The organism is Collinsella sp. AF16-8, assembly GCF_003462695.1.
Lineage (GTDB): Bacteria > Actinomycetota > Coriobacteriia > Coriobacteriales > Coriobacteriaceae > Collinsella.
The window spans coordinates 141041-158246 of record NZ_QRXX01000005.1 but is presented as its reverse complement, the minus strand read 5'-3'; the positions used below and the strand labels follow the sequence as shown (position 1 = coordinate 158246).

Here is a 17206-nt window from a genome sequence, read left to right as displayed (position 1 = left end):
CGCAATGACAAATTGCAAACGCTATAAGGTAGCCGCGATCGACCTGGGAACGGTGTCGTCGCGACTGGTGTTGGCCCAGGTCGAGGGCGGAGCGATTGTGGAATCGTCCAAGCATACCGAGATTACCGACCTGGGCGAGGGCGTGGACACGACGGGGCGCTTTTGCAAGGCGGCTGTCGAGCGTGTGCTCGCTGCGTGTCACATGTTTGTGGACGAGGCCCGTGCCTTTGGGGCCGTGTGCGTCTGCACCACGTGTACGAGTGCCGCGCGCGATGCGTCCAATGCCGCGCTGCTGTTGGACGGCCTGCGCGATCTGGGGCTTGAGCCACAGGTGATTCCGGGCGAGGTCGAGGCGCGCCTGACGTTTTTCGGCGTGGCGCACGACTTTGCCGGCGAGCGCATCATTGTTGCCGATTCGGGCGGCGGATCCACGGAGCTCGCGACTGGCGTGTACGCGCCGGAGCGCGGCGTCTTTGCGCTGGAGGGAACGCGCTCGCTGGACATCGGTTGTCGCCGCGTGACGGAGCGCTTTTTCTCCGCGTTGCCGCCCGCGGATGGCGAGCTTGCTGCCGCTGCCGCGTGGGCAGGCGAGCAGTTTGCCGCCTATTTTGAAGGCCTGCCCAGCGACTTTGAGCGCGCCGAACGCCTCGTTGCGGTGGGCGGCACGGTGACTACGCTGGTGGCTCTGGTCCACGAGCTGGAACCGTACGATTCGAGCTTTGTGCACCTACGCGAGCTGTCGCTGGAGCAGGTCTCGGCCGCTATCGAGCGCATGTCTGTGTTGGACGCGGAAGGCATCGCCGCGCTACCGGGTGTACAGCCCAAACGCGCGGGCGTGATCTTGGCTGGTGCCGTGGTGATTCGCGAGCTTATGCGAGCCGGCGGCTACGACACGCTCACCGTAAGCGAGAACAGCCTGCTTGCCGGCATGGCCGCCACCATTAACGAGGTTCTCGACGGTGAGCTACCCACCATCGGCTGGACCCCCAGCCTCAGCGCCCTTTAACCATCCCCTCATAAGTTGCGGTGAAATAGTTCCTAAATGGGCTGATAAACTGCCAAAACAGGAACTATTCCACCGCAACTTAGAGGCTTAACGGCATCCAGAAGAAACGAGCCCGCATCCCCAGGGGGCACGGGCCCGTAAAAGCCAAATGGTAGGGGCGGCGGGACATCTGCGTATTTGTTGCGCAAATCCGCACCGGCTTCGGCTGCCTGCCGGCGTCCTCGCCGGCTCGCTACGGACGCTGCGCGTCCGCTTGACGCTCGCCCCCTCGCGGGTTCGAGCCCCACCGGCATCTTAAAGAAATGAGCCCGCATCCCTGGGGGACACGGGCTCGTAAGCACTACATGGTAGGGGCGGTGGGACTCGAACCCACAATCCTTGCGGCGAGGGATTTTAAGTCCCCTGCGTATGCCAATTCCGCCACGCCCCCGTGAGACTAGAAGTCTAGCACAAGCCGTCCGTTACGCGTTGACGGCCATCGAGTGTTGGCCCGACTTTTCCAAGTACTCGGCGAACTTGGCCTCGTCGCCCTTGTTCTGGTACTGCAGGGCTAGCAGGTATTCCAGGCGGCAGCTCTTAACCTTGTCGTCACCGGCTTCCTTGAGCATGCGCTCCAGCTCGGGAATGTCGTTGTGGCGCTTGAGGATCATCGTGTCGTACATCAGCTGGCATTCGTGTGCGACCGCCTCGGCCTGACCGCCCTCAAAGCCCTTGATCTCGTGCAGAAGCTCCTTGGACTTTTTGCGGTCCTCCTGGCCAGCATAGTAGTTAAAGGCCTTAATCACCAGGTCGACGCGCTGCATCTTGGGCAGATTGAGCCCCAGCAGCAAATCGAACATCTCATCGGCGCGCTTGTGGTCCTCGCGCAGCAGATAGGAGTTCAGACGCAGGTAGTCGCGGTTGTAGCGCGGGTACAGCATGCTGGTGAGTTTGCCGTCGAGCAAACGATCGAACTCGTCCCACTGCTTGGCAGCCATAAGCTGCTGCAGACGCTTGAACGTGGTGCGTTTTTTGACGCTAAAGAACACCGACACGCCGATGCAGATGATAACGACGGCGGTCCAGAGTGTGCGGGAATCGGGCATATTGGGATCCTTAGTCGCTCATATAGCGAGCGGTATGACAACACGTACTAGATGTATTATACGCAGCGCGCAAGCAAACTGGCATAAAAGCTCATCGAGGCTGAGTGCCATCGCTCGCTGCGGTACACTTACCTAAAGTAAACCATGAAGGGAGACATTACCTATGAAGAAGATCGTTTTGGCTTGCGGTGCTGGCGCTGCTACTTCCACGCTTGTTGCCCAGAAGGTCGCTACCATGCTCGACGCCAACGGTTATGCCGGCAAGTATGAGATCGTGCAGTGCGCCATCTCTGAGGCCAAGGACGCTTGCGACGAGGGCGCCGACCTGCTGATCGCCACCACCGTTGCCCCCGAGGGCCTCACCTGCCCGTACGTGAGCGGCGTGCCCTTCATGACCGGCATGAACCGCGTCGCTGCCGAGAAGGCCGTTCTCGACGTTATGGCTCAGTAGGCGCTGCCTGTAATGAATGAGCAGAACGCCAACCCGGTAGAGCTCTTTGGCATGCGCGTCGCCCACGTGGGCATTAACGCCACCGACCCGGCCGATGCCCTGGAGATCGCGGAGCTGTTCTCGACGATGATGGGCCTACCCGTTATCGAGACCCCGGTTTCGTACTTTAACGATTCGCTGATCGAGGTCATGAAGCAGAACGGTCGTGGCACCAAGGGCCACATTGGCTTTGCCGTCAACGACATCGATGCGGCCGAGAAGTGGTTTGCCGAGCGCGGGCTCGAGGTCAACGAGGAGTCGCGCGTGCTGCTGCCCGACGGCGGCACCAAGCTCGTGTACTTTAAGCGCGAGTTTGCCGGTTTCGCCGTGCACCTGTGCCGCGAGTAACGCATGAGCTGCTATAGCTAGCAAAAAGGGATAGGGCCGCATGGCCTTATCCCTTTATTTATGCCGAGGGGCTTCCTACCGTGGTAGGCGAATCGTAAAGCGGCTGCCGACGCCCTCGACTGAGGTCACGCCAATGACACCGCCGTGGCTGTCGACGATCCACTTGGCGATAGCGAGCCCCAGGCCCGAGCCCTGTGCGCCGGCATCGCGTGCGTTGTCGGCACGGTAGAACCGCTCAAACGCGTGAGCTGCGGATTCCTGGTTCATGCCGATGCCCTCGTCCTCAACGCTTATGTCAATCGCGCCCGTGCCCGCATCGGGTGTTATGGCAAACGTGACGGTCGTGCCTGCGTCCGAATACTTGGCGGCGTTTTGCACGATCACGCGCAGCGCCTGCTTCACGAGTGCCACGTCAACCGATGCGTTGCAGCGCGGGTCGCCGGTAAGTGCGGCATCATACGCCAGCCGATATGTGTGCCCGGCATCGATCATCTGTGATTCTTCGCAAACCTCGCCGACCAGTGCAGCCAGGTTGGTATTCGCGCGCCGCAGCACGGTGCGACCGGCATCGCCGCGTGCCAAAAACAGCAGCTGCTCCACGAGCTCCTGCATATGCTCGCTTTCGGCTTTGAGCGAGGTGATGGATTCTGCCAGCACGTCCGGGTCGTCTTTGCCCCAGCGGTCGAGCATGTTCACGTAACCCTGAATCACCGCGATGGGCGTGCGCAGCTCGTGACTCGCATCGTTGACAAAGCGCATCTGCTGCAGCTTTGCCTCTTGCATCTGGCGCAGCAGGCGGTTGAGCGCGACCTCGATGCTTGCCAGGTCGGCGTCGCCGGTGGTGACGCTCGGCGAGTCGACGCTTGCGCGCTCGATGGCCTGCTCCAGCGTTTCCATCTTGCCGCCGGAGAGCTGCATGCGGCCGAGTTCGTCCACGCGCAGGGCCAGATCGTTGAGCGGCGCCATGGTGCGGCGCACACGGCGGGCACCGCCGAGCATGTTGAGCACGCCGATGACCTGCCAACCTGCAACAACGATATAGAGGGGCCACAGTGCGACGAGGTCCTGCGCGAGGGGGAAGGTCTTGGTGGTACGCGCAAGCTCGACGGTATAGGTGAGTGTGGTCGGGTCCCAGCCGCGCGCGGGCGTCAGCGACATGTCGTGAACGGTGGCGCCGGGGATCCATCCTGCGGTAAACGCGCCGTCGGGCAGCGTCTGGTTGTATCCATAGACGAGGATCGCCGCCGCAATCACCATCAGCAACAGATCGAGCCAGACATAGCTCATCAGACGGCGCCACATATAGCTCCAGTTGATGGCGCGGGCGATGGAGGTGACGCGCTTGGCCTCGGCGTTACGTACGGCAGACATAACCCACCCCGCGCACGGTCTGGATGATGCGGGCGCCGCCGGCGTCTTCAATCTTGGCGCGCAGGTGCGCGATGTGCACGTCGACGTTGTTAGTGTCGCCCACGTAGTCGTAGCCCAGCGCCTCGTGCGCGATGCGCTCGCGCGTGAGCACGGTGCCGGCGTGCGCCATAAGCAGGGCGAGGACGTCGAACTCGCGAGCCGTGAGCGCGATGAGCGAGCCGCCGACCGTGACTTCGCGGCGGTCGGGGTCGAGCACAACCGAGCCCACGGTGAGCACGGCGGGGGAGGGCACGGCAGAGGTCTTGGCCGAGTCGCTAGCCGGGGACGTCGCGGCGGTATCGGCACCCGTAGCGCCCTCCCCGGCCCCAACGCCGCCAACGCCCGAAGCCGCCCGCACGGCCTCCGAGCGCTTCAGTGCCACGCGGATCCGTGCGAACAGCTCCTCAATCGCAAATGGCTTGGTCAGGTAATCGTCAGCACCGGCGTCAAGCCCTGCCACCTTGTCCATCACGGCATCGCGCGCGGTGACCATAATCACCGGCACATCCTTGTGCTTGCGGACACGTCGCAAGACCTCCATGCCGTTGAGCTGCGGCAACAGTACGTCGAGCAGAATCAGATCGTAGTCGCGCTCCAGCGCCAGGTCAACGGCGGTGCGGCCATCGGCGGCGTGTTCCACCTGGTAGCCCTCGTGCTCCAGCTCGAGCGTCACAAAGCGGGCGATTTTCTCCTCGTCCTCTACGATCAAGATCCGTGCCATGCGTGCCCCCGTCTGCGATTACTTGTCGTCGTTGAGATTTTGCTTGATGTCGTCCGCGGCGTTGGCAGCGCTATCCATAAGGTTGTTGATGCTGCCGGGCACGTCGCCGTCGCTGTCGATGCGGTAGCGCATGCCAAAGAACAGGCCAATCAGCATCAGCCATATCGTGGCGCCCCAGGCAAACAGCGCGACGATGGGGATCAGGATGGGGATGTTGAGGATGATCGCATCGCGGCGCGTGGCGATAAACTTGGTGTCCAGACTCAGGCGGAAGAGCTTTTTGAGGTACTCCCACACGCTGTCCATCTTCTTGGAGAAATCGGTCTTTTCGCTCGACTTTTCGTAAGCGACCTGCGCGGCGACCATCTCGGCAGAGGGCTCATCGACTGGCGCGGACTCGGTGGCGGCATGCGCCGACGTGGTCTGGGTCTTGCCCTGCGACTCGAGCCAAATGATGGCATCCAAAACGTTGCCGTCGGCAGCGTCGAGCGCGGCCTTGGCATCGGTGTAGCTCACGTTGCACTTGGTGCGGATAGTTTCAACTTTTTCGAGGTCGTCCATGACCTGTCCTTTCGTTCGATGGGCGCGACGCCGGGCGATCTGCCCGGGCGCGAGCGTTGCGTTCGGCGGCCTGCGTTGCGCGGCGCCGCCCCGCTCTTGGTCGAACTCTATAGTGCAGGTTATAGATTAAGCGATTCTTGAGCCAAGATTAATGTTGGATGAGTTTTTGGGTGGTGCGGAGGCGGGCAGGGGCAGAAAAGGCAGGTTTTGCGTGGCGTGAAGGAGGGGCGGTCTGATCTTTGGGATAGCTGATAGCGAGGTCTAATACTTTTCCGAGAAGTGAATGAGTGAAAACGGACCCCCGAAGCATCGACACTTTAGAGGTGCCGCTTCCTGCGGTTTCAATGCTGAAATCCCACGATTTTGCCGCCGAAAAATGCGGATGTTTCAGGGGTCCAAAAACAGCCGTTCACTTCGCGGAAAAGTATTAGACCTCAATAGCGGGGGATGGGGTGCCGGTGCAAAACGGCGTCAGAAATGGGGTAAACAAGGCAAACGGATCTAATGGATCAAAAATCACGTTGCAAAAGTATGAAAATATCCTACAATTGCAGCATGAAGTACTTTAGCAACATAGCGGCGATAAGCGAGCTTTCCGAGAGCGAGGGCGTGTTCACCACAGCCCAGGCGGCTCGCATGGACATCTCTCGAGATGCGCTGGCGCACTCATGCCGCGCAGGGCGTCTTGAACGGATATGCCACGGCGCCTACCGGATGTCTGGAACGCAGCGCCGAGACACCGACGAACTCAACGCCTTTTGGAAGCTCACCAATCCCTCCCTTTGCGCGTGGGAGAGAAAACGTCAGTGGGATGGCATCGCCGTGAGCGGTACGACAGCGGCGAACCTGCAGCAAATGGGCGATTTCTATCTGTCCCCCTACAGGATGACCGCGCCCATGCGTATCAATACAAGAAACGAATCCCTTTCTTTTGTAAAGCGCGAGATTGCTGAGCGGGACATCGTTTGGCTCGACGGCCTGCCGGTAACTAAACCCGAGCGCACGCTTGTCGATCTTTGCCTCGATTGCGAGGATCCCTCATTAATTATCGATGCCTATCACGACGCGCTTGGACGTGGACTCGATATACAACGGCTGAAGGATCTTGTAGAGGAGAACTCTAAAACCGCCAAACGACGCGAGCTGATGGCGCCTTTGCTGATGGTACTGAACGGGTAATGCGAAACGGAGGACATGGTGAAGTACAAAACGCCTGCCGCATTGGAGATGGCTGTTAGGAATGCCGCAAGAGAATCACCAATGGATACTAATCGGGCAATCGTCGGTTTCTACTTTCATCGCTTCCTATGTCGCGTTTTTTCAGAAGATGACGGCAGCTTTGTGCTCAAGGGCGGTCAAAGCGTCCTGGCGCGAACACTCGATGCACGTGTCACAAGAGATATTGACTTGGTTGCTCAAGAGGAGAGTCTCGAAGAGGCTATTGTCGATCTGGTGCAGGCTGCTTCGATTGATCTGGAGGATTTCGTTTCGTTCGTCTTTGATCGTGCAGAGCAAATCAAAGAAGAAGATGAGTATCGGTGCGGTGCGAAGGTGTGGTTCACCCCCTTTATGGGAACCAAGAAGCTACAGCCAATTTCAATTGACTTGGTAATTGATGAAGTGCGGGGACTTGAGCCTGAGGTTCTTGCGCCGATCGATCGTCTGAATATCGAGGGGCTCCCAGTCTGCGACTATCGAGTATGCCGAGTGGAGAGTGCCCTTGCAGATAAATTGCTCGCAATGATAGAGATGCATGAGGGCCGTGCTTCATCGCGAATCAAGGATATAGTCGACATCTTGGTGTACGCGAAAACTTGCTTCGTCGATGGGGCTACGCTTGTCGAGAGGGTCGAGAAAGAAGCGTCTGCCCGCAAAGTGGCAATGCCGGAAGAGTTCGTGGCGCCTCTCTGGTGGAAACAAAATGGTTCTGCACAGTACGTAAAGATGGCGAGGCAGGCGGGGGTACTTGATCTCGCGGGGAACATTGCTGGGGCAGAAGAGGTCGTCAATCGGTTGTATACACCGTGCTTTAATCATTCGGCGAATGTGTGCAAATGGAATCCTCAGACCACGGGATGGGAATAGGCTAGATAGTTAAGCCGGCGGCAGAATTAGTTCCTGTCGCCGGCTTAAGACGTTTCTACTGCCTATGCGCTATTCGCAGGTCTGGTCGACCACCTGGGTGACGGCCTTTTTTGCGCCTTCGAGGTCGCGCTGGGCTTGGGCGACAGTGGCCTCGGCTTGTTTCTTTGTCCTTACGACCTCGGCAAAGCGGTTGATGGATTCGCTATACTCGCGTGTGCGCGGGTCGAGCGCCGGCGGGACTTCGATCTCAAACAGGTCGCTAGGACGGATGGCGCGGATGCTGGCTGCTTCAGTTAATGCTTGAATCAGCTGCGCCCCGTGGCCTTCGGTAAGGTATCCAACAATTATCTCCGAAAACACTACGCGCTCATCTTCGGTCATCGTTTGGAATGACGGGCGAATGACGGTGGTGTTATGCGAAGCAACCAGATGCTGCTTTGCGTCATTGGCGCTGACGACAAGCAGGTTGGACGCGCCGTAGCGACCCAGCATGCGCGGCATGACGATATCTCCAGCGCGGAGCTCATAGCGATCGAGAACGCTGGGGTCCACCTTTACGATTTTGGAATCCGAGCCGTTTGCGCTTTCTACAGCGTCTGCGGGCAGAAGGTTGCCGTCTTGAAAATCCTGAGATGAGATGCGGCGAACCTCGATCGCATCAACGTCGTTCGATGTGGTGCTCTCGCGGGGCATGAATGGTGCCACTCGCGTAAAAGCGTCACCAAGCGTGGCGCTGTAGTTTCGGGTAAGGCTGATAAGGCTGATTTTGCCCCACGAGAGTGGGGCATGGTGCTGGAGTAGCTCACGCGTCTCGAGAACGATTGTCTCTATGGGAGAGGTCTGATGTTGAGCGAGGCTAACGCGGGACCAATCCGGTGCAATAGCTAGGGGCGGGCAGGATTCTTCGTTCGCGGGGGTTGGCAACATGTAGCGAGTGAAGCTGGACAGGTTGTGGAATGTGACGCTGCGGTTCTCCGTTGACAAGACGATGAGCTCGCACATCTTGTAACTGCTGGGTTCGCTGTGCGGGAAATAGACGACACGCTCGATGAGTCCTTCGCGCATGAGAACCGTGCGCGCCTGCTCGGCTTTATCTATTAGACTTGCTGGCAGTAATACCGCTGCCCTGCTTCGACCGGAAAGCGCGAGCGCATAGAGGCACCAAACAAAGGGGTCCCAATCGCAAAAGCCTAAATAGCCCGGCTCCAGATCGTTGATAAGGGCCTCGCATAAGCGAATTTCTTTGTCGTGAGTATTGCGGTGATAGCCCGTAGCGTCGATAAGCACCGGAGCGGGGCCGTCGACGTCGTCCCGCTCTCCTGGTTCAAGTTCGCAAATGCTGGGAAAGACGCTTTTATTCATGAAGAGGCACGTATTGAGCAGGTCGGCATCGAGCGAATCGGGTAGTCGAACGACGCGCAAGCGACTGCCTTGTTCCAGATTGAGTGCGCGCGAAATGATGGCAGCGGTGAGGCGTGGCAAAGAGAACGCGGATTCGTACATACGTATGCCCTTTCTTCTTAGTGGGATATATGTTAACAGAATATTTCGAAAATTTCTAATGACGAGAACAGCACACTGTGCTATCCTCGAAGCAATCCAAACCAATTCAATACCAACTGTTTGATGCCACAGCTAGACAGCCTTTAGGCAAATCGCGCTATCGAGCAGAGTAATTTTACTTACGAAACCACAGGCTAGGCGACGTTTCTGGCCCACACGTCAAATCATTCTAAAACTTAGAACAAACTTACCGACAAACATCTGCAACCGGATAGGAAGAAGCATTCATGAAGAGCGAAGACAGCATCTACGAGGCATTCCTCAACACACTCGACGAGGATCTCCGTAGTATGTGCGCAAAGAACGAGAAGGCAGAGAAGCCGTTTCCGTATCCGTACTGCGGTGAAGAGAACGTTGAGCGCCTCGCTAAGGCACTTGTTGGCGTGCTGGAAAAGCACTCGCCCGATATTCCCGGGCTGGTGCCCGAGCAGTATCGAGACGATGTGCACGAGGCTCGCGAGCTTTTGGCCGCGGCGGCGCTCGCTTTGCTGTCGCTGTACTTTCCCCAGCGCGATAGCTGCATGCGCTGCATGGCCATCTTAATTAGCCTGTTTCGGCACGGAAGCAATCCGCGCTTTAAATCGAGCGGCGTGCTCATGTTTGAGCAGGTTTCGACAGGTATGAAGTACTCGTCCGAAAAAGGTGGATATATTCCGTCTCGCTTTGTGCGTCATACCGACCACAAAAGGCCCTACGACCACGTGCATCGCGACGGATCGCGTGGCTTTACGGCGGACGAAGACGATGTCGTCATGTTTTTCGAACGTTACCGCGTGATTCAGCAACGCGTGTTCGATACGAGTCCGCGTTTCAACTTTGAGCTATGCGTCAAATACCCGTATGAGGCACTTTCGGACAATCGGCAGAACTTTTATTACATGGAGGAAAAGATGGAAATCGATTTGGCAACTAAGGTACGGGGGCTCCAGGACCGCTATCTCCTCAACTGCGCTCAGGCCAAGGGATACGACCTGCTCGACAAGCTGATGATTAATGCATTGCTTGCGTATCTGCGCGACGGATCAGTCTCAATTGCGGCGCGCGAGAGCTATGTGGCGCAAACCGAGCGTCTGATTGACGGCGCGGTCAAGTTGCCGTGTACGACGAGCCCCAAGGAGGGTGTAAGCGTCGACCGTATTTCCTAGCAACTAAACAGAACTATCGACAAGAAAGGGGCCGTGACATGTCAGTCATCAAGATGTACGGCTACGAGGCCGCGCAGCAAACGGAGTATCAAACCAAGAAGTGGGCGACTAAGGAGGAGATGCAGGCGCTGTCGTCTGGCGATGAGCAGCGCGATGTGATCCTGGCTAAGGGTGCCACGGTGGCGTTCTACGAGGACGACAAGCATTGGGAGACGAGTGTGTCCAACAATGTCTTTGCCTTTGGAGGTACCGGCAGCGGCAAAACGGCGAGTTTCATTTTGCCCAACCTGCTCAATCACCACGAATGCTGTTATGTGGTCACAGACACCAAGGGTGAGCTGCTGCGCCGTACTGGGAAAGGCTTTGAAGAGGACGGCTACGAGGTAACGGTTCTCGATACTGTTAATCCCGAGCAGTCGGCCGGATACGACCCTCTGCGTTACGTGATGGATGTCGAGGACATCCCCACCACAGTGGCGGCAATCATGGAGGGGGTCGATCCTGACGGTCGTAGCCGTAGGTATGATCCGTTCTGGGATAATGCAAACGATCTGCTGCTTCGAGCAATTGTTGGAATCCTGTATCTCCTAGAGTGTCTTGCCGGCACCCTTGCGACGGGCGAGGACCCCAAAACTCCGCGCCGCTACCTTAAGATGAACAACGTCTTTAAACTGGCTGCGCTCATCAAGGTTACGGGAGATGGTGAGGGGCGATTCCCGTTGGACTACCTTGTAGAAGAGGTGGAGTCCAGGGAGTTTCTCGATAAGTTTGGTGCGGAGAACGCTGATCTGTATGGCGTTGAGCAGTATCGTGATTTTCGCGGGGCAGCCGATAGGACGCTTAAGAGCATTCTGATCACGCTCAACGCGACCATCTCGCGGCTTAAGACTCCCCAGCTCATGCGCGTCTTTGAGAAAGACGAGATGCGCCTCGACCGTATCGACGAGGGCAAGCGCGTAATCGATCTTAAGGTGAGCGACAACGACTCGACCAATGCATGGCTTGCGAACGTTGCCCTTAAGCAGCTGTTTAACCTGGCCCAGCGCCGTGCCGATGCCAGCCCCAGCGGCCATTTGCAGCGTCGCGTGCAGTTTGTGCTCGATGAGTTTCCCAATGTGGGACGCATCCCCGATTTTGAGCGCAGCATTGCGACCGTGCGCAGTCGTGGCATTAGCTTTTTAATGTGTGCGCAATCGCTGAGCCAGCTCGATGCCGTGTACGGCAAATCCACGGCGCTTACCATCCTCGATAACTGCGATAGCTTGGTCTATATGGGTGGCGGCAGCAACATCGCGACGCAGAACTACATAAGCGAACTGTGTGGCGAGTCGGTTTTGGGCACCAAGTACGTGGGCGCCGAGCGCACTGCCGTAGATGTACGCGGTTGCGTGATGACCCCAGGCGAGGTTGGGCTTATGCCTCGCACCGATTGCCTGGTCAAGGTGACCGGCATGCGTCCCTTCCGCGCCAAGAAGTACTTCTGCGGCGACCATCCCAACGCGGCCAAGTGGCTGAGGGATTAACCCTTGCAGCCTCGCGCATTCTGACCTGTATTTTGGCTGCACGGCCTCTGTTTGCCATGTGCCGTGCGGCCAGTTTCCCTTATCGATTCCATCTAGAGAGGAATTAACCATGTCCGTTATGTATCGTGAGCCCAGCATCATAAAGAAGTCCAAGGACGGCCGTGTTGCCGCTGTCGATATGGCAAGCGAATTGCTCAACAGTCGTGTGCTGCTGCTGGAGGGCGAGGTCAACGATGTGACCTGCAACGGCCTTATTAAGTCCATGTTGATGCTGGAACATCAAAGTGCGACCGAGCCCATCACCCTCATCATCAACAGCCCAGGCGGCAGCGTTACGGCGGGGCTGGCGCTCATCGACACCATGCAGTCGCTCGACTGCCCCGTGATCACGGTGGGTGAGGGCGTCGTGGCCTCGATGGCCGCGGTGATCCTGGCCTGCGGCGACCACCGCCAGGTGTACCGCCACACGCAGGTGCTCATCCACCAACTGATGGGCGGCACAGGCATGGCGCAGCAGACCGATATCGAGATTGTGGCCCAGCATACAGCGGCCATGCGCGCCGAGCTGGACGAGCTGCTGGCCGAGCATGGCAACCTGAGCGCCCAGGAGTTCCACGAGCTCACCGAGCGCGATTGCTGGTGCAATGCCAAGCGCGCCCTAGAGCTGGGCCTGGTGGACGAGGTGATTGCGCCCAGCAAGAAAGCGCTCTAGTGGGGTGCATGCCTTACAAGCACGTTAAACAGGGCGAATGAGCACGTAGTTGAACAGCCAGAAAGAGGTTGAACATGAGCAGGATTTGGGATGTCGACGGTATTGAGTGGGAAGATCTGCCCACCGTGAGCGACCTGCTGTGCGCTGCGGACACAAAGATCCTGGCACGCGAGGTTGCCCTGCGATACGGCGGCAAGCCGGACGACCGTGGCCGTGTCGATAGCGAGCGCAACCTAAAGCGTGTCCGCCGCAAGGTCAAAAAGCTGCGCAAGATCGACCCCGAGCCCAGCGACAAGATCGTCCTGTTGCCCAAGCATGTCATCAATCGTCGCGATGCGGGCCACGGCTTTGGCTATTACGATGTAGAGCCGTGCGCCTTTACGCGCAGTGGCGCGCAAAAGTCAGGGGAGGACGCGTGTGCTGAGGTGTACCCGTGGGAGCTGTTCCTACTGAACGAGGAGCCTGCAAGCGTCGTTCTGGGCTATCGCGTATGGCTCGGCGGCGAATGGGACCTATGCGAACGTTATCGCTTTTTGGCTGTGGCGTGCGCCAGCGCGCTGCATCGCTTCCGCGAGCAAAAGGAGCTGCGCAAGTGTCTCAAGAAGGACGATGCAGCCTGTGACATGGACGAGGATGAGGTGATCGAAGGTGTTCGCCAAGACGTGCTGTATCCCGAGGAAGTAATCAACGCAAGGCTCGGCGGCTATTGGGATACGAGCCTGGGCCTTGATCTGCCCTGGAAGGACGAACATTTCGAGACCTGCGTTCGGATTGATAGAGCTATCGATGACCTGTTTGCCGAGGAGACGAAGCGCTGTGCCGCGGAGCTTGGGAAGAAGCTTGAGCGCGGGTATGAGAAGCGCGTGGAAGCGCCGTTGTTTCAACCGTTCACCGACGAATGAGAAAAGGCGGCAAGTGCGGTCCCCGCGGGATTATCTTGGAGCAGCTAAGTGAGCGGTGCGCGGGCGAGGAGCAATCATGGCTAGTCGTGGAGATAAATAGTCGAGGGAAGAAACCCTTGCGGCTCTGTTCTTATACCTCGCCCTACCATTAAAAAAGGTCGATGATACAAGCGAGGATGTCCAGGCGTTAGCCAAGGCCATTGGCGGAACGCCGGGCGCGGTTGCTCTAATAATCTGGAACCTTGCATCATCCGATGAGCGTCGACGTGCTCGCGGCAAGGTTGGAATGACCCAGGCGAGCAAAATGGACAAGATGGTTTGGGCTGAGTATTCCTCTGCTGGTGATGAGCTTGTTGAGGAGGCGACCGACGTTTTCCTCAACTGTTTCGATTTTGAAGAACCGCTAAGCGATGAGTTGAAAGAGACGATCGGCATTGATTTGCCAGAGGGTAAAGAGCGCGAGGCAATCGTTTCGATGCGGATGAACCAGGAGTTCTTTCGAAATACCTTGCTTGCCAATTACAATTCAAGGTGTTGCTTGACGGGGCTATCGAACAAGACACTGCTGGTCGCCACCCATATCAAGCCCTGGAAAGTCTCTGGTCCTAAAACGGAGCGCCTTGCGCCCGACAACGACTTGCTTTTAAACGCATTACACGATAAGGCGTTCGATCGGGGACTAATCACAATTACGAAGGACCTAAAGATAATGGTGTCCAGTGTGGTCGAGCACGAAACGCCCGAGGACGAGTATTTGTGGCGCTACAACGGAGAGCCAATTGCGCTTCCGAAGCGATTCGCTCCACGAGCTGAGTTTATTGAATACCACAACGACATGGTGTTTAAGGGGTAATTGGACTATCTCCCGACCAAACGAGGATTCGGATTGGCTTGCTGGAAGGGAATGACTATGTCGGGTTCCCGGATTCCCGAGGTCGGGGAGGTCGCTTCGTTGCCTGTTCGGAGTACGGCAATGAGGTCCTGGATTCGCTGGAGCAACTCATCAAAAGTAACCACAGTCACATCGCTGAGGTTATTCCGATAATGCTCAAAGGTAGCTTTTTTGCTCGCGGTGTCGAGTTCAGAGATCTTCCCTATGACTACAACGCACTTTGGGGAAAGGGCCTCAAAGTGAGAAGACGAGCGCCCGTTGACCATGTAGTACTCCTTCGTGAGCGTGTCCCGGTAGTTAAGCACTTGGTTTACTGATCCGCTCATGTGTGAGGTCAAGGAATAAACGGCGTTCTCGGGCTCTTTCCCCCTGTATATTGTGCCGAGCAGGCTTGTAAGAGGAGTCTTGATCTCGATGAGCGTGACATTGCTGGTTAGCTCATTCTGGTAGAGGAAATCGCAGATATTGCCACCGGAATTATCAATCGCCTTGCCTCCGACATACGCCTTGCCTTGGAGAAGTGTGCATGGGGCGGAGAATACCTGCGACAGTATCCATTGGTGGTCGGTGAATATTCTCTGCCAGTACTCCTCGTTGCCGTTACCGAGGTTCTCAGCAATCTCCTTTTCGACCTTTTCGAGCTGGGCGAGACTCAGACTGACCGTGAAGTCATCGAGATGTCCCTTCTCCAACTCGGAGAATATCTCACCCAATTGCTCGCGAGTCGTCCCCTGGGTCATGAGCCGGATCATCTCTTTGACGAGTTCGAAATTATTGCCATCTGTAAGTAGCCTGGTTTCCGAGGGATTTTCGCGCATCATCTTAAGGAGTGAGCTTACGGAGCGGTCAAGGGGGACATACGTTGTGCTGCCGCCTTGAACTCCTCCACCCTCCTGATGGATTCGGTAGCGAGCATCAAGTGCCTCGTACAGGCGACGGGTCTCTCCGGTGTCTAAAGTGAGTTCGAGCCAATCACCATTGAACCCTTTTCTTTGCAGCATGCCCCTCGAAGCAGGGCCCAGTTCGGTTTCGGCCGAGTCTGAGGGGAAAGAAGCATCTCCTTTCCTCTTTCGTTCGTAGACGAATTTGCCCTCAACACAATGAGAAGGATTCTTCGGATTGTCTACGTTGGTCGCGAGGAACCGGTATCTCATCCTGTCCGTTGTTTCTGTCAACTCAACGGGGTCGGATTTTGCCGTGTATCGAGAGGTCGAGACCATGTTGATGGCCCCGTCAATAGCACTTGAAGGATTGGGATAGAGCGTGCCATCCCAATCAAGTGTGTCCCCGAAACTAATGCGCCCCATCCAGGCTCCCTTCGCACATCCTCTGGATCAGCTTCCCGTCCGCCAGTCTTCCTGCCAGATAGCAGTCGAACACGTAGTCCGCGGGCAGCGCCCACATCTCCACCCCGTCCGTGAGGGGCGGCTCAGGCTTCCCGAAGACGCCTGGGAACCGCACCCTACCCATGAGCCTCGCCTCGGCCTCGTGGGTCGGTACCAGGAAGACATTCGCCACGGAGGAGAACCCGTTGTCCCGGATGAAGTCCCCGTAGGCGCTCTGGTAGAGCACCTGCTTCGTTACGGACTCGACGCCCGGCACGTCCTTGGCGGCGCCGGGGCGCAGCGACGGCGTGTAGTACTTCGCGTCGTAGATGCAGAACGCTCTGCCGCCAGCGCCGTCTCCATGGATGCCTATGACGTCGGGAATCAGCGTGTTCACGTCCCCGCAGCCCGCACCGCCGGCGTCCATCCACTCCGGCCTAGGGATGATACCCAGAAGCGTCTCCGCGCCGCGCTGGCACCAGTCCTCGGCGAGCGGAAGCCCCAGCGAGTCTATGCGGTCGGCGAGCCTGTCCCCGAAAGCGCTCTTGCATGCCAGCTCCCACGCGTGGTAGAAGGATGAAGTGCCCAGGCAGAACTCCTCCTCGGGGCTTTCATACTCCTCGGAGGGGCTCAGATAGCGCAGCAGCATGTCGATGACGTCCTGCTTCCACGCCACGAACTGCACGGAGCGCTCCTGCTCCAGGCGGTAGGTCAGCGTCTCGGCGTCACCCAGGTCCTCCAGTTCCTCGCCGGAGAGGTCGACCGGGGCGAGCCCCAGCAGCTCGTCCAGGCCCCAGCGACGCAGGTCCTCGGAGCAGCGAGTCAGCACGCACCGGTGGAGGCGTGTCACCAGGTCGGCCGCGTCGCGGGAGGTGTCGCGCGTCTTAAGGTCGAAGTAGACCGGCGTGTCGCCGTCCATGAAGGGCTGGTTCTGCGCGATGGTCCTGCCCCAGGCGATCTCACCCGACCCGTTGTCGCGGACCACGCGCACGTAGTTGGAGTAGACGCCATTCTCCTCGTAGGAGCCGAGCAGCGCCAGCATGAGCGAGAGCGGCCCGCCGTCCTCGTCGGCGTCCGGCAGCGCGGCGCCGACGCCAGAAAGCCCGCCGGAGCTCTTGCGCAGTACGCGAAACACCTGGGCGAGCTCCGTCTCCGAGGGGCGCGTCCCCCTGGGGAAGTATTTCGGGTAGGCGCAGACGAGGGTCTCGCGCCAGCGCGCGAGGCCAACCCACGTGAACTGGTACTTGCCGAGGGCGGCGAGCTCCTCGTCGGCGTCGCCCCCCTCGGGGGCGGCGTCGCTCCTGAGCGTCAGCACCCCGCGGGCGGCAAGCGCCCTCACGCACGCGAGGGCGTCGCGGACGTCGAGACCGAGCAGCCGGGTGAGGTCGCCGAACGAGTAGGAGTCCCGCTCCCGTACGTAGACGGGGTCGAAGGCCAT

Annotated in this window: 17 protein-coding genes and 1 tRNA gene; 10 read left to right on the top strand and 8 right to left on the bottom strand. The window is 58.3% G+C overall.

Features of this window, described 5'->3' with window-relative positions; all coding sequences use genetic code 11:
* The first annotated feature begins 4 nt into the window (after window positions 1–4).
* The gene (locus DWW73_RS06040) at window positions 5–1006 is read left to right on the top strand and encodes a hypothetical protein (RefSeq protein ID WP_117779022.1); all 1002 of its coding nucleotides are present in this window, start codon (window positions 5–7) and stop codon (window positions 1004–1006) included.
* Window positions 1007–1351: 345 nt separating this feature from the next.
* Here DWW73_RS06040 and DWW73_RS06035 read toward each other — a convergent pair.
* A tRNA-Leu gene (locus DWW73_RS06035) sits at window positions 1352–1436 on the bottom strand.
* Window positions 1437–1467: 31 nt separating this feature from the next.
* Window positions 1468–2091 (bottom strand): hypothetical protein, encoded by a 624-nt coding sequence (locus DWW73_RS06030; RefSeq protein WP_117776842.1) that lies wholly within the window; start codon window positions 2089–2091, stop codon window positions 1468–1470.
* A 163-nt stretch (window positions 2092–2254) separates the two neighbouring features.
* Between DWW73_RS06030 and DWW73_RS06025 the strand changes: the two genes are divergently transcribed.
* A complete protein-coding gene (locus DWW73_RS06025; protein WP_055252380.1) occupies window positions 2255–2542 on the top strand; it encodes a PTS sugar transporter subunit IIB in 288 nt (95 codons plus the stop codon).
* Between the two features lie 12 nt (window positions 2543–2554).
* Window positions 2555–2929 (top strand): VOC family protein, encoded by a 375-nt coding sequence (locus DWW73_RS06020; protein WP_117779021.1) that lies wholly within the window; start codon window positions 2555–2557, stop codon window positions 2927–2929.
* A 75-nt stretch (window positions 2930–3004) separates the two neighbouring features.
* Here DWW73_RS06020 and DWW73_RS06015 read toward each other — a convergent pair whose 3' ends face one another.
* Genes DWW73_RS06015 through DWW73_RS06005 form a run of 3 tightly spaced genes read right to left on the bottom strand, consistent with a single transcriptional unit; the run spans window position 3005 to window position 5621 of the window.
* A complete protein-coding gene (locus DWW73_RS06015; protein WP_117779020.1) occupies window positions 3005–4300 on the bottom strand; it encodes a cell wall metabolism sensor histidine kinase WalK in 1296 nt (431 codons plus the stop codon).
* Window positions 4284–5060 (bottom strand): response regulator transcription factor, encoded by a 777-nt coding sequence (locus tag DWW73_RS06010; protein ID WP_117779019.1) that lies wholly within the window; start codon window positions 5058–5060, stop codon window positions 4284–4286. The genes DWW73_RS06015 and DWW73_RS06010 overlap by 17 nt, the downstream gene beginning before the upstream one ends.
* A gap of 18 nt (window positions 5061–5078) precedes the next feature.
* Window positions 5079–5621, bottom strand: a complete 543-nt coding sequence (locus DWW73_RS06005; RefSeq protein WP_117583603.1) for a DUF4342 domain-containing protein — start codon at window positions 5619–5621, stop codon at window positions 5079–5081.
* A 504-nt stretch (window positions 5622–6125) separates the two neighbouring features.
* Between DWW73_RS06005 and DWW73_RS06000 the strand changes: the two genes are divergently transcribed.
* Entirely contained in the window at window positions 6126–6800 is a 675-nt protein-coding gene (locus DWW73_RS06000; protein ID WP_199408775.1) for a type IV toxin-antitoxin system AbiEi family antitoxin domain-containing protein, read from the top strand.
* Window positions 6801–6818: 18 nt separating this feature from the next.
* Entirely contained in the window at window positions 6819–7706 is an 888-nt protein-coding gene (locus DWW73_RS05995) for a nucleotidyl transferase AbiEii/AbiGii toxin family protein (protein WP_089573599.1), read from the top strand.
* Window positions 7707–7775: 69 nt separating this feature from the next.
* On the opposite strand, the gene DWW73_RS05990 is transcribed toward DWW73_RS05995, so the two are convergent.
* Entirely contained in the window at window positions 7776–9209 is a 1434-nt protein-coding gene (locus DWW73_RS05990; RefSeq protein WP_117779018.1) for a hypothetical protein, read from the bottom strand.
* A gap of 287 nt (window positions 9210–9496) precedes the next feature.
* On the opposite strand from DWW73_RS05990, the gene DWW73_RS05985 reads away from it, so the two are divergent.
* The 5 genes from DWW73_RS05985 to DWW73_RS05965 all read left to right on the top strand — a co-directional run bounded on the left by DWW73_RS05985 (window position 9497) and on the right by DWW73_RS05965 (window position 14404).
* Window positions 9497–10414 carry a hypothetical protein gene (locus tag DWW73_RS05985; protein ID WP_117779017.1) on the top strand — a complete coding sequence of 306 codons (918 nt, stop codon included), beginning with the start codon at window positions 9497–9499 and terminating at the stop codon, window positions 10412–10414.
* Between the two features lie 38 nt (window positions 10415–10452).
* Window positions 10453–11937 carry a VirD4-like conjugal transfer protein, CD1115 family gene (locus DWW73_RS05980; protein WP_117779016.1) on the top strand — a complete coding sequence of 495 codons (1485 nt, stop codon included), beginning with the start codon at window positions 10453–10455 and terminating at the stop codon, window positions 11935–11937.
* A gap of 109 nt (window positions 11938–12046) precedes the next feature.
* Entirely contained in the window at window positions 12047–12649 is a 603-nt protein-coding gene (locus DWW73_RS05975; protein ID WP_117779015.1) for a ClpP family protease, read from the top strand.
* A gap of 74 nt (window positions 12650–12723) precedes the next feature.
* Window positions 12724–13551 (top strand): hypothetical protein, encoded by an 828-nt coding sequence (locus DWW73_RS05970; protein WP_117779014.1) that lies wholly within the window; start codon window positions 12724–12726, stop codon window positions 13549–13551.
* 304 nt (window positions 13552–13855) lie between these two features.
* Entirely contained in the window at window positions 13856–14404 is a 549-nt protein-coding gene (locus DWW73_RS05965) for an HNH endonuclease (protein ID WP_233509136.1), read from the top strand.
* Window positions 14405–14409: 5 nt separating this feature from the next.
* Here DWW73_RS05965 and DWW73_RS05960 read toward each other — a convergent pair whose 3' ends face one another.
* Window positions 14410–15750, bottom strand: coding sequence for a Shedu immune nuclease family protein (locus tag DWW73_RS05960; protein WP_117779012.1), 1341 nt, complete (start codon window positions 15748–15750; stop codon window positions 14410–14412).
* Window positions 15737–17206, bottom strand: a complete 1470-nt coding sequence (locus DWW73_RS05955; protein ID WP_117779011.1) for an LlaJI family restriction endonuclease — start codon at window positions 17204–17206, stop codon at window positions 15737–15739. Before DWW73_RS05955 ends, DWW73_RS05960 begins: the two co-directional genes overlap by 14 nt.